Source organism: Puniceicoccus vermicola, assembly GCF_014230055.1.
Classification (GTDB): domain Bacteria; phylum Verrucomicrobiota; class Verrucomicrobiia; order Opitutales; family Puniceicoccaceae; genus Puniceicoccus; species Puniceicoccus vermicola.
On sequence record NZ_JACHVA010000046.1, the window covers coordinates 68,009 to 80,074 of the forward strand.

General features: G+C 53.3%; 12 protein-coding genes. 6 read left to right on the top strand and 6 right to left on the bottom strand.

The window, feature by feature from the left end; genetic code table 11:
- Nucleotides 1–24: 24 nt before the first annotated feature.
- From H5P30_RS04930 to H5P30_RS04955, 6 genes are all read right to left on the bottom strand, one after another.
- Nucleotides 25–843: an ion transporter gene (locus H5P30_RS04930; protein WP_185691845.1), complete on the bottom strand. Its 819-nt coding sequence runs from the start codon at nt 841–843 to the stop codon at nt 25–27.
- Between the two features lie 62 nt (nt 844–905).
- Complete coding sequence (locus H5P30_RS04935) at nt 906–1,481, bottom strand: FUSC family protein (RefSeq protein WP_185691846.1); 576 nt, start codon at nt 1,479–1,481, stop codon at nt 906–908.
- Nucleotides 1,482–1,582: 101 nt separating this feature from the next.
- Nucleotides 1,583–2,239, bottom strand: a complete 657-nt coding sequence (locus tag H5P30_RS04940; RefSeq protein WP_185691847.1) for a hypothetical protein — start codon at nt 2,237–2,239, stop codon at nt 1,583–1,585.
- 8 nt (nt 2,240–2,247) lie between these two features.
- Complete coding sequence (locus H5P30_RS04945) at nt 2,248–2,931, bottom strand: hypothetical protein (RefSeq protein ID WP_185691848.1); 684 nt, start codon at nt 2,929–2,931, stop codon at nt 2,248–2,250.
- A gap of 192 nt (nt 2,932–3,123) precedes the next feature.
- Complete coding sequence (locus H5P30_RS04950; protein ID WP_185691849.1) at nt 3,124–3,795, bottom strand: hypothetical protein; 672 nt, start codon at nt 3,793–3,795, stop codon at nt 3,124–3,126.
- 63 nt (nt 3,796–3,858) lie between these two features.
- Nucleotides 3,859–4,473: a MarC family protein gene (locus H5P30_RS04955; protein ID WP_185691850.1), complete on the bottom strand. Its 615-nt coding sequence runs from the start codon at nt 4,471–4,473 to the stop codon at nt 3,859–3,861.
- 113 nt (nt 4,474–4,586) lie between these two features.
- On the opposite strand from H5P30_RS04955, the gene H5P30_RS04960 reads away from it, so the two are divergent.
- The 6 genes from H5P30_RS04960 (at nt 4,587) to H5P30_RS04985 (ending at nt 12,024) form a co-directional block, all read left to right on the top strand.
- Entirely contained in the window at nt 4,587–5,537 is a 951-nt protein-coding gene (locus H5P30_RS04960) for a transposase (protein ID WP_185691851.1), read from the top strand.
- A gap of 108 nt (nt 5,538–5,645) precedes the next feature.
- Nucleotides 5,646–6,635 carry a glycosyltransferase family 2 protein gene (locus tag H5P30_RS04965; RefSeq protein WP_185691852.1) on the top strand — a complete coding sequence of 330 codons (990 nt, stop codon included), beginning with the start codon at nt 5,646–5,648 and terminating at the stop codon, nt 6,633–6,635.
- Nucleotides 6,628–7,377 (top strand): glycosyltransferase family 2 protein, encoded by a 750-nt coding sequence (locus H5P30_RS04970; RefSeq protein ID WP_185691853.1) that lies wholly within the window; start codon nt 6,628–6,630, stop codon nt 7,375–7,377. Before H5P30_RS04965 ends, H5P30_RS04970 begins: the two co-directional genes overlap by 8 nt.
- A 6-nt stretch (nt 7,378–7,383) precedes the next feature.
- Nucleotides 7,384–9,312 (top strand): hypothetical protein, encoded by a 1,929-nt coding sequence (locus tag H5P30_RS04975; RefSeq protein ID WP_185691854.1) that lies wholly within the window; start codon nt 7,384–7,386, stop codon nt 9,310–9,312.
- 115 nt (nt 9,313–9,427) lie between these two features.
- A complete protein-coding gene (locus tag H5P30_RS04980; protein WP_185691855.1) occupies nt 9,428–10,843 on the top strand; it encodes an MBOAT family O-acyltransferase in 1,416 nt (471 codons plus the stop codon).
- On the top strand, nt 10,843–12,024 hold the full coding sequence (locus tag H5P30_RS04985; protein WP_185691856.1) for an alginate O-acetyltransferase AlgX-related protein: 1,182 nt from the start codon (nt 10,843–10,845) through the stop codon (nt 12,022–12,024). The genes H5P30_RS04980 and H5P30_RS04985 overlap by 1 nt, the downstream gene beginning before the upstream one ends.
- The last annotated feature ends 42 nt before the right edge of the window (nt 12,025–12,066 follow it).

Genomic DNA, 12,066 nt, shown 5'->3' on the forward strand with positions numbered 1-12,066 from the left:
GCCTCGGTGCTGCTTTTTTTGTGCCTAGACGTGCGGAAGCTTGTCGCCACAACGGCGGCAGAACCGGGCTTCTTCGGTATGACCGGAGAGCCCACAATTTTCGCATTCACGGCGAGGTAAAATCGTGGAATCGCCGCTTCGGTCGGCACGGGAGAGGTGGGCGGTGACAATCCCAGTGGGCACGGCGATGATGGCGTAGCCGCTGAGCATGATGGCGGAGGCGATCAATTTCCCAATCGCAGTCATGGGAGCGACGTCACCGTATCCGACCGTCGTCATGGTCACAATCGCCCAGTAAACGCTGTTCGGGATGCTGTTGAACCCCGGATTTACTCCGGCCTCGACTAGATACATGAGCGTACCTTCGAGAAAAACGAGAATGATCAGGGCAAAGAAGAAAATCCCAATCTTCGGCATCGATTCGCGCAGTGCCCGGAGGATGAACTGGGCCTGGCCCGAAAGCTCCAGAAGCTTGAGAATTCGGAAAACCCGCAACAGTCGGAGTAACCGGATTGTGACGAGATAGTAGGACGACGGCCAAGCAAAGAGAGCTAGATAGGCCGGCATGATCGAGATGAAGTCGACGACCCCAAAAAAGCTGAAGGCATAGGTCTTGCGGCGCGGGCTGCAGTAGAGTCGAAGAACGTATTCGATCGTGAAGAGACCCGTCAGGATCCATTCGCCGGTTTTGAGTAGAACGACGTTGTCCTTGCGAAAGCCCGGGATGGTCTCGAGGCAAACGAAGGCCGTGCTGATGACAATCGCGACAAGAAGAGCGACATCGAAGAGTTTACCTGCGCGGGTATCGGCTTCGAAAATAACTCGATAGATACGGCTCTTCATCTTTTGGGTAGGGTCCACGGGGAGGAAATTACCGCTGATGTCGCTCTAACAGAAGGCTCAATCTATCCTTTCTCGCCATCATTATTCTTCCGTCCCAAGTCCGAAAGCGGAACCCGAAGGCTCCCCGGCTTTCTCAGGTCAGGATCCTCCTCCGGCCAGATCTCAGTGGCCAGAACTGCGATACAGGTACCGATCGCCGATTCGAGGAATCGGAGGATCGCGTTCATATGAGGTGAGATCTCCGGATCGATCTTGGAGGAGATCATCATGATCGCAATGGTGATGCACGCGAGGCGGGCGTAATTGGGCACCCCGAAGCCTCCGCAAATCAGAACGGTGACGGAGATCGTCACGCACATTCCGATCGGATGGAACGGTAAGAAGGTAAGGTACAATGCTGCGGCAGCTGCCCCAATAAAAGTTCCCATCATTCGAAGGAGTGCAGTCTGCCAAGCATCCTTTCGGTTGGGCTGCAGGACGATCAGGACGGAGATCATTGCCCAAAGTCCACCGATATAGGAGGTCTCTCCCATCAAGGGGATATTGAGATAGTAGCCGCCGTAGAAGGCGAGTAGGCAGGTGATGAATCGCCGAATGGCGAAACGAAGTGTACGGTTCTTATACTGGTAGCGGATCACGATCAGTCCCTTTGATTCGTGAACCTAGAAGACTCGTGCTCGGGAGGCTACCGGGAAATCACCGGAATGGAACAGTAGCTCCGCAAAAAGGGAGGGGATATCTACTGCAGCACTCGAAAGCTGCGGGTGACGGCGAGAAGCTCTTCTTTGGAGGTTTCCAGTTCGTCCGAGGGACATCCGGATAAGAGGGTATAAACAACTTCGTAATGCTTGAGAACGGTGAAGAGTCCCACAGAGTCGATTCCATTTTCACTGAACCGGATAACATATTGGATCGCGGGCCAGCCGTTGATCGTTGTTTGAATAGGACCTCTCTCAACGTAGGAATTTTCGAGTTTTTGGGGAATTCTAGATGCGGAGTATTCCGCGATTTCGCTCAGAGTTACTTCCGGGGCGCGTGTGATGTTTGGATTGTTTCGGTCCAGGGGGCCGATCTTTGAAGAGTAGATGGCAATAAAGATATCCCTTTGGTAGGATCCCATCGCCAGCTCTTTCCGAACTCCCGAACTTGGATTGAAGACATAGCGAGAACTCTTGATCGTCCTCCAGTCGGACGGAGCATTGATGGAGATAGCCCCGCTAGGTGAGATAATCTGTTCCATCGGTCCTTCGGGATCAAAGCTGCGATCCAAAACGAGATCTTCGGAGAGCTTCAGCGGTTCACATCCACAGAGACAAAGAATGACGCAGAGAAGAAACTTCTGAGCGGCCGGCTTTTGTCGCTGAAAGGAGGCGCGGATCGAACGGGAGTGGGTCATCTCAGAATCTAGCGGTAGGGATTTCTTAGTTGAGCTAGGTAGTCGTCGATAACGATGTCCTGAAAACGCCATTTACTGTTGCAGGTGAGGGTTTGGCCACCGACTCGTATGCAGGGAACTTCGCTGATCCCCAGTGGAAGGTACACAAGGTTCTCTCCTGCGGGTTGGGTCTCGACCAATTCTTCCCTATAGGGGATTTCCATCTTTTCGAGTAATCCGCGGTAGAACTCGAGTTTTCGCCCGTCTGCCGTCATTATCATCTGTCCGGTCTGGGGGTGCCGATATTTTTGATTGCCAGACATGTAGAGGAGAGTGACAGAAACTTCACGCTGAGCTCGTTCGAACAGAAGATCTCTCATCGAATCTTCATTGAAGTCTTCTATATTCGCAAACTCCTGACGATTTTCCTCAGAAAGCTTATCGATCGGGAGCAGAAATTCCTGACCGTCTGCAGCCCGCTTGATCTGGATGAAGTTTTCTCTCTTGGCGAGGAGAATACAGTCCAGGGCCCGGCCTTGAGTATCGGTGATCTGGTAATTCTGCCGTTGGGGAATCGATTTTTGGGGACTTTGTTGCGTTCTCTCTTCCGAGTAGATTTTACTGCGAAGCCCTTTGGAGAGTGACCCATCAGTAAATTTCTCGGCTGCGGCCAGCGCCCCTAAAATGATGACTAATAGAACGAGAAACTTCATCGAGAAATGGGAATAGAATCAAAATACGGAGCCCGATAGAGCTTAATTTCTGGAACAGACCTCCAAATCGGGCAAGTCCTTTTGTAGTTTTTGGAGCAAGATGAGATTGGGGCTAGGGCTGAGGATGATTACAAGTTAGGGGCAGACTAGAATCGCGAAGCAGGCGAAGGATACGAATCGCCAAAAACCGAGTCATTTTCGGGCGAGGAATTCGGAGATGATGGCTTCTTTCAACGGAGAGGTGTTCTGGTCGTAGAAGAGAGACTCCCCGACCTGAAGGTAGGGTACCTGTGAAATCCCTTCGGGCAAGATGTATCGATAATTGCCAAGCGGTCTAAGTTCCACTTGCTTTTCGACATATTTGAGGTCCAGGTCCTTAACGAAGGCGCGAAAGAGCTCCAGTCTTCTCCCCATTTGAGTATTCTGGTGGTCATTCGGGCGCGGGGAGTGGAAGAACTTCATTTCCGGGATATGGTAAAGATAGACAGTGACTTCGGAACGAGCCAAGACGAAGAGTTCTTCTGTCATTCCATCTCGGTTGAAGTCCCGGATTTTTCCCAGCTCCTCCTGAGTCTCTGCAGAGAGTGTCGACATATCGACGAGGTAGTCTTGCTGATCGGGTTTTCGCCGAACAAGGATCATTGGCTCGCGTTTCCCTGGGAGGGTACAGTCTAGAGTGCGCCATTCCTGATCAATGAGGCGGATATCTCGGGAATCTGGGTCAGAAGTGTTCTGCTTCTTTCGGGAAAATTCGCTGAAATAACCAAGGAAGGCTCCCCCCGTGCCCAATTCGGCAAGAACCAGAACACCTAGGACCGCGAGTAAAATCACCGGAAACTTGATGTCTGGTCGCTGGGAGTTCACCGAATCGTAGAGAGACTTCTAATAAGGAAACTGACCCCGAATCAGTGCAAGAGGTTTTTCAGTTCACCCCCTGAAGAATTCCTGAATCCCACTGAGCATGAACTGTACGCCCATAGCGATAACAATCACCCCCATGTAGTTATTGATCATTTGACGACCAAATCCCGGTTTCGCCTTCGATTTCTTCCTCGACCCGAGTGCCGCGATAATGAGAACCGCCGTAACATAGGCCATCGAGATGAGAACTCCGAAGACGGCGGTCTCCGGAAAAGGCTCCCCCTGATGGGAAGCTCCAACCGTAATCACCCCGGTGATCGTCCCTGGACTAGCCCCAAAAAGAATTAGAGGGCTCAATGAAGAATCGTCCGGCTTTTTCTCCCCCGATTCCTCCTCAGAAGAGGAGCTTGGCGGCCGCATCATCGTTATCCCAATAAAGACCAAAATCCCACCACCCGCACATGAGAAGGCGGCAAGGGAAACACCAAAAGTGTGAAGAATACGATTGCCGAAAAAGGCCGAAATCAAAAGCACCACCGTAATCATTACCCCCGCCTTAGCGGCAGCCATAATCCTCTCCCGGCGAAGCATCCCCTTGGTTGCCGAAGCAAAAATCGCAGCGCAAGCGATCGGATTGACAAGGGCGAGAATGGTGACAATGGCCTGGATCAACTGATGCATGGTCTGGGAAGGTTCTACAAACTGTCCGGAATCGAGCAAGTCTCAGATTTGCTAAATCTATAAACCAGGTTTAAAAGTTTGATCTAGATATGAGGATCTGTTCAACTTAGTGCATGAGAAGAAAACGGATTCAGCTCGAGGGACAAACAGCTTACTACCATGTGATGAGTCGAACGGTGAACGGAGAGGCTCTCTTTGGCAACCGCGAGAGGGAGGTTTTGCGGAAGATGATCTGGCAGGTGGCTGATTTCTCGGGGATCCGGGTGGTTACTTATGCGGTGATGAAGAACCACTTCCATGTTTTGGTGGAGGTGCCGGCGGAGGTCAGTATTTCGGATGAGGAGTTGGTGCGTCGGTATCGTCGGCTCTATCCGAAGCCTACGCCTTGGAACCCAATGCGGGCCGAGGTTTTAGAGGGGCACCTTCGGGATAATGCTCTGGAGGGCATGGACTTGCGGAAGAGTCTGTTGCGACGGATGGGTGATGTTTCCTGGATGATGAAGACCCTGAAGCAGAGATTTACGCTCTGGTTTAATCGGTCGCGGGATCGTTTTGGACCGCTTTGGTGTGAGCGGTTTAAGAGTGTTCTGGTGGAAGGGGATCGTTGGGCGCTGCGGACGGTGGCTGCCTATATCGACTTAAATGCGGTTCGGGCGGGGTTGGTGTCAGATCCTAAGGATTACCGGTTTTGTGGGTATGCCGAGGCGATTGGCGGCAGTCGGCTGGCTCGGGCTGGGCTTTCTGTTGTGGATAAGGATTTGGCTGGGTATCGGCAGACTTTGTATGGGGTCGGAGCCGGGGAGAAGGCTGAGAAAAAGTCGATTTCTCGGGAAGAAGCGGTGCGGGTTCTGGAAGAGGAGAAGGGAAAATTGCCTTTGTCTGTGGTTTTGCGGTGCCGGGTGCGTTATTTTACCGACGGGATGGTGCTGGGATCGCCCTCATTTGTGGAGGAGCAGGTTCAGGGAGGTCTGGGGAAGCGTCCCAAGCGGGCGCATGCGATGACCGGGACCGATTGGGGTGGTTTGGCCGTCGGGACTGGACTGCGATCCAAGCTATTTGAATAATTTTTGACCGCTGTCGGATTCTTCGCCCTCCCTCGACTAAACATAATTGTTTCGTGGACAATGGGTTGCTTTGACGGCTAGCTTGTTCCGCTTTCCAATCCCGCACACATGAGTAAAGAGCGTATATCCGTGGTCATCCCGGTGTTTAACGAGGAGGGCAACCTGCCGGACCTTAGGCGAAAGATTATTGAAGCGCTTGAGGCGGTCGGTGCGGACTGGGAGTGTATTCTGGTCAATGATGGGAGTTCGGACGGGAGCAGCGATCTCCTCGACCAATTTCAAGCGGAGGACCCGCGGTTCCGAGCGATCCACTTTCGGCGGAATTATGGCCAAACTGCTGCGATGCAGGCGGGATTTGATTCAGCGGAAGGGGACATCATCATTCCGATGGATGGGGATCTTCAGAACGACCCCGTGGATATTCGCCGGATGCTCGATAAGCTCAATGAGGGCTATGATGTGATCTCCGGTTGGCGCAAGGATCGGAAGGATAAGAAAATTTCGCGTGTCTTTGTGAGCCGAATTGCGAACCGGGTGATTTCCTGGATTTCGGGGGTTCGCTTGCACGATTACGGTTGTTCCCTGAAAGCCTATCGTCGCGAAGTTCTCAAAGGGGTTCGTCTCTATGGAGAAATGCACCGCTTTATCCCGATTTATGCCAGTTGGCAGGGGGCGAAGGTTGCGGAAATTTCCGTTAGCCATCATCCGCGGGTCCACGGCAAGTCGAGCTACGGTCTGGAGCGGGTTTTCAAGGTCATCTTGGATCTGATGGTGGTGAAATTTCTCCACAAATATTCGCACAAGCCCATGTATCTCTTCGGGGGATTCGGCTTGGTCTTTTTCTTCTTCGGCTTTGTTTCCTTTATCTGGATGTCCAGTTTGAAGCTGTTTGCCGATATTCAGTTAACGGGAACGCCACTACCTCTCCTCACCGTTTTCATGGGGTCGCTCGGGGTCATGTCGATTCTTTTGGGGCTCCTTGCGGAGTTGGGCACTCGGACTTACTTTGAGTCCCAGGGCAAACGCACCTACATCATCCGCGAGACCAAAGAGGGTGAAACGATCGTCCGGGAACGAACTGACCTGCCCAATGTATAATGGTAAGAAAGTCGTCGTGGTCATGCCCGCCTACAACGCGGAAAAGACCATTGAGAAAACCCATGAGGAAGTCGTCGAGCAGGGGATCGCCGATCTCGTGATCGTGGTCGATGACCGTAGTTCAGATGACACGGTGGCTGTGGCTCGGGCGCTCCCGAACACTCTCGTTCATCGGCACTCTCAAAATACCGGATACGGGGGGAATCAAAAGAGCTGCTACCGCCTCGCCTGCGAGAATGACGCAGACATCGTGGTCATGGTCCACCCGGACTACCAGTATACGCCTCTCCTTCTCCCCGCCATGGTCTCAATGATCTCCAACGATCTTTACGACTGTGTATTGGCTTCGCGGATTATCGGGGGCCAGGCGCTTCGCGGGGGAATGCCGCTCTGGAAGTATTGCGCGAATCGCTTTCTGACGGCTTCGCAAAACCTTTTGATGGGGGCAAAGCTCTCTGAGTATCACACCGGATATCGGGCTTTTTCCCGGAAGGTTCTCGAAAAACTCGATCTGGAAAAGAATTCCGATGACTTCGTTTTCGACAATCAGATGCTGACTCAGATCCACTGGGAAGGATTCCGGATCGGGGAGGTGTCCTGCCCAACGAAGTATTTTCCCGAGGCGTCCTCCATCAATTTTTGCCGCAGTTCCAAATATGGGCTCGGTTGTCTTTGGAACGCCTTACTTTTCCGCCTTGCTCGGTGGAAGGTAGCTCGTCCCCGTTTGTTGTCCGAGGGATAAACGACTGTGCGCTGGAGACGAGTTGACTCCCTTATTCTGCTCGGAGCCATTCTCGGCGGTCTCTTCGTCGCGGCGATTGTGGCCCTTCCGCGTTGGGTTGTGGATTCGCGGATGGTCTTGGAGGTGCGATTCGAGAATCCTCCTTCCGGGACCGAGCCCGTATTTAAGCTTCGTTATGATCGCGGGCGAGGGTTGAGCAGTTTGCGGGTGACGGAGCCATTCTCGGTAGGAACTGAAGATCCGGAACGGTTTCGATGGATTTTCGACGCTCGCCCCATGGAATTGATCCAACTCGAGGTAACAGGTTGGAGTGGTCCTCTCGCAATTGAATCTGCGGTCGTGGAGGATCTGGATGGGGATCTTCTCTATGAGTTTGACCCCAATCAGATTCGAGCGGCGGACGAAGGAGTGATTTATCCTCTGGAGCAGGTGGATTCGGATCGTTTCTCTCGATTGATTCTGCCGGTCTCGGAGCCGGGAGGGCTCGGTCGTCCCCATCGATTCTCGTTCGAAAGTGTGAAAGCAACAGCAATTGGATTTGTGTTGGGGGCAGGCGTGTTCTTGTTCGCTTTCCAACTCTGTTTGCGGAAGCCGTTCGGTCTGGGGTGGATCGGCTTTTTTCGTATTCCGTATCCTGTAGCTGGAGAGGCGAACGTGCTGCCGCGATCGTGGGTTCTGTCTTCTCTGATCCTTCTCGGGGCCTTGGTGCTTCTCCGGTCTTGGGAGAATTTCCTCCATCCGAGTTTATTCGTCGAAGACGCCTTTCACTATTTTAACTTCTATTATAACTCCAAGGTCTCTCTTTGGGATGCTCTTCTTCGGCATCCGAACGGCTATCTCAATATCCTGCCCAACGTGATGGCGTGGGCATTTGCCTGGATGGATGTCCGGTCGATTCCTGGAGCCTATGTGGGCTTTGCTGTTACCTTTGCGCTATTCGCTGCGTCCCTGCCGCTCCTAACCGGGTGGTTTCGGAATCGATGGATCGCCTTTGTGGTGCCACTGGTTCTGGGCCTCAGTGGAATGAACCACATTTTCTACTACACGACGCTGACCTTTCAGATGTACGTGTCGGTCTTGGTCCTGCTCGGAATGATGTTCCTGCCGGCCTCGCACGGGAGTCTGGGGTTGGCACTCCGGATTCTGATTGGAGTGCTCCTCGTGTTTTCGGGACCGTATTCGGTGGTCGCGGTGCCAGTGGGGCTCATGCTCCTCGTGCTGTTTCAACCCTCTCGGCAGTCTTTTTTCTGGGCCTCAATGGTCTTCGCGGGGATCGTTTTTTTGGAAACCTCATCGGGAATGGTGCGATTACAGAATGCTCTCGAGCCGTCGGTCTTGGAGCGGATGGGGCGGGTAATGGTGGAGCGAGTTCTCTTTTTTGATTGGGGAATCGTCGAAGTCTCGACGGGGATTTGGATTGTTGGGGCGTTGATCGTGCTGGCTTATCTGCTCCTCTGGAATGACGCTTCTTTTCGACGGATTGGGACGGTATTCCTCGCAATTGTCGCTCTGGCGATGGCTCCTCTTTTTCTTAGCTGGAAATTTCTCCTCTATTCGGATCCCTACGACTGTCACGTTCTTATCTCCCAGTTCTTTTGGTTGATGTTCCTGCTCTACGCCGCCGATCGGATTTCCGAACGGTTCGGAGGCCTCCTCAAGATCGCTCCCATTTTTGCCATCCTGTTTGTGGCTTTTGTTGGCATTGATCAGGTGAAGAGTCCAAACAAGAGATATTATCCGCCCAATCCTGAGACCATTCGGTTTGTTGAGAAGGTTAAGATCGCCGAAGAGTTGCATTTGGAAGACGAGAACGAGTTCGTTATCCTCGACGGAGTCGGTGCCTCTCAGGAAGCCTTTGCACCGCACTTGCGAGTGGGCAGTAAAGAGACAGATGCCCGGCAACGTACGCCGGAGGAGCTCGGGCTGAAGGATTGAGTTTGCCGTTTTCGGTTATCGGCAAAGGTGTTTCTCTGAATGGCTTGTTGTTGTGAGCTTTTGTCGCTCGTTCTGGATTTTTGCCCAAATGTCGGCTACGATCCCGATTCTCTGAATGGTTTTCAGCTCCCACGTATTTCTCTTTCTCTTTCTGCCGTTGGTATTGGTTTCGTATTACCTTTGCCCGCGGCCGGGGAGAAATGTGGTTTTACTGGGTTATAGCCTCCTCTTTTATGGATGGGCAAATCCGCTTTTTGCCCTCCTTCTCCTCTTGACGGTAGGGGTCTGTTACCTCGCGGGGCAACTGGCGGCCCGTCGTCATCGACCAGAAGGTGGCAGCGGGCGAATTGGGCTTTTGCTGGGGGTAGTATTTCCTCTGCTGGTCCTCGGGGTTTTTAAGTATTTCAACTTCGCCCGCGACAACTGGAATGCGATCGCGGCGGCATGGGGTCCCGGCCTCGCGGAATTGGACATAGCCCTGCAGGTCGTCCTGCCACTCGGTCTTAGTTTCTACACCTTTCAGGCGATCACCTATGTCGTCGATATTTACCGCGGGGATGCTCGGCCGCAAAAAAATCCGCTGGATTTCGCTTCCTATATTGCGCTCTTTCCCCAGTTGGTAGCGGGGCCGATCATTCGCTATGGGGAAATTGAGAGGCAGCTTCGGGAAAGGCGGGAAACCATTAACCTCTTTGCCAGAGGAGTCGGATTTTTCAGCATCGGGTTGGCGAAAAAGATCCTCCTCGCCAATCCCTGCGGGCAGATTGCGGACGCCGTATTCGCAACAGGGACCACGGCGGCAGCGGATGCCTGGACCGGAGTCTTCGCCTATTCGATGCAGATCTATTTCGATTTTAGCGGTTATTCGGACATGGCCCTGGGTCTCGGGTTGATGTTCGGATTTGTCTTTCCGATCAATTTCAATTCTCCCTACCGTTCTGTCTCGATCACTGATTTCTGGCGGCGATGGCACATTTCCCTTTCGAGCTTTCTCCGGGACTACCTCTACATCCCGCTCGGGGGAAATCGGAAAGGAAACCTTCGGACGTATGCGAACCTGATCACGGTAATGTTGCTCGGAGGACTCTGGCACGGTGCCTCTTGGACTTTTGTGGTCTGGGGGGCATGGCACGGAGTGGGGCTGGCCGTCGAACGTCTCTGGAATCAAAGAGTTGGGCGAAGGATCGCTCCTACCTACCTCGCGATTCCTCTGGTCTTTGTCATTGCCTCCCTCGGGTGGGTTTGGTTTCGGGCGGATTCCTTTTCTCACGCTGCGGAGATCTTTCGCAGTCTCTTCGGTTTGGCTGATCCCGATGAACGGGCTCTTTTGCTCGATGGATGGATTCGTCAACCCTATCTATTGCTGACACTCTTCGTGGCTCTCGGGATCTCCTGGTTCGGAGTGCCGACCCATCGGCTCCTGCGTTCGATTGGCTTCGCTAAAGCTATTGCCATTCTGCTCATCCTGGTTCTGGCCGTAGTGGCGATGTCCAACCAGAGCTTTAACCCCTTCATTTATTTCAACTTCTGATGGATCGCGAAAAAGAAGCTTGGGAAGAATTGGAGCGCTCATCCGTGAGTTGCGGAAGCCGTTGGCTTTTGGTCGGAGTTTTTCTTTTTGCGGTGTTTGCTGTTTTTGTGGTCGATCTGTGGCATCCCTACGGCCCCCGGGATGCGGTCCGCACGTTTTCCGAACGTTCGCGTCCTTTGGAAACGGATACGGGGAGTTTTGATAAAATCCGATCGTGGAACCGCGAAGTTCTCACCGACATCGAAGGCTTCGAGGCGCAGATTGAGGATGAGAGTGTCCTAGCGCGCACGATTCCTTTTTATCAGTGGTTCATGGTTCGGGCTCTGAGCACCTCTGGAACTGGCCGCGTTCTCATTGGTCGGGACGATTGGTATTTCTTGAAAGAGGGGTTGGAGACGACTCTGGGATGGGGCGCGGAGGAGAATCTGAAAAAGGCTGACGCGGCGGTTCGTCGCTTAGCCGGGCAGTTGGCCCAGAAAGGGATCTCTCTCATACTCGTGCCGATCCCAGGGAAGGCGGATCTATATCCGGGTCAGTTTTCCTCTCGTTTTACGACAGACGGTGTCCTGGCTCCGGCACAACGGCGGGAGCGATTTTACCGGAACTGGGCAAGCCTGCCGGGAGTCGATGTTCTGCCTGCCCGAGAGTTGCTGACCCGTCTCCGGGAAAAGGGACAGCCCGTATTTTTGGAGCGTGACACTCATTGGACTCCCGCTGCGATGGAGACCGTGGCCCGAGCCCTCGCGGACTCGATTCAGGAAGAGGTCGCCGATATTGAGAGTGGGGGTGAGCCCGTTTCCTCTCCGGGTGATTTGGTGGAAATGATGCGTTTGCCTGTCGCTTTGACGCCGGAACAGCAGGTGGAGGTGGAGAGAATTTCGACGGAGATTTCATCCACCCGCGAATCCGGAGTCATCTTTCTGGGAGATAGTTTCGCTGCGGTTTTCTCGGACGCTGTTTTGGGCTGGGGGGAGAATGCGGGTCTCCAGGATCGGCTTCCGGCGTTGCTTGGGGAATCCTTCGATTTTCGATTAAATTATGGGGATCCCGTATCCGGCCCGGGTAGACAACTGGAGCGTCTTTTGAACTCGATGGGAGAAGATTCTCGGCCGCGAGTCGTTATCTGGGAGTTTGCCGAGCGTTTTCTCGACGAGGGCGAGTGGGATGGCCTATTTCGGTGAGCTGATCCATGTGGTGATCAAGCTGCATCGTTCTTTGGGGCC

What these genes read in the sequence shown, in the direction of transcription:
- H5P30_RS04930 (WP_185691845.1), bottom strand. Translation starts at nt 843, where the DNA reads ATGAAGAGCCGTATCTATCGAGTTATTTTCGAAGCCGATACCCGCGCA.
- H5P30_RS04940 (WP_185691847.1), bottom strand. Translation starts at nt 2,239, where the DNA reads ATGACCCACTCCCGTTCGATCCGCGCCTCCTTTCAGCGACAAAAGCCG.
- H5P30_RS04945 (WP_185691848.1), bottom strand. Translation starts at nt 2,931, where the DNA reads ATGAAGTTTCTCGTTCTATTAGTCATCATTTTAGGGGCGCTGGCCGCA.
- H5P30_RS04955 (WP_185691850.1), bottom strand. Translation starts at nt 4,473, where the DNA reads ATGCATCAGTTGATCCAGGCCATTGTCACCATTCTCGCCCTTGTCAAT.
- H5P30_RS04960 (WP_185691851.1), top strand. Translation starts at nt 4,587, where the DNA reads ATGAGAAGAAAACGGATTCAGCTCGAGGGACAAACAGCTTACTACCAT.
- H5P30_RS04965 (WP_185691852.1), top strand. Translation starts at nt 5,646, where the DNA reads ATGAGTAAAGAGCGTATATCCGTGGTCATCCCGGTGTTTAACGAGGAG.
- H5P30_RS04970 (WP_185691853.1), top strand. Translation starts at nt 6,628, where the DNA reads ATGTATAATGGTAAGAAAGTCGTCGTGGTCATGCCCGCCTACAACGCG.
- H5P30_RS04980 (WP_185691855.1), top strand. Translation starts at nt 9,428, where the DNA reads ATGGTTTTCAGCTCCCACGTATTTCTCTTTCTCTTTCTGCCGTTGGTA.
- H5P30_RS04985 (WP_185691856.1), top strand. Translation starts at nt 10,843, where the DNA reads ATGGATCGCGAAAAAGAAGCTTGGGAAGAATTGGAGCGCTCATCCGTG.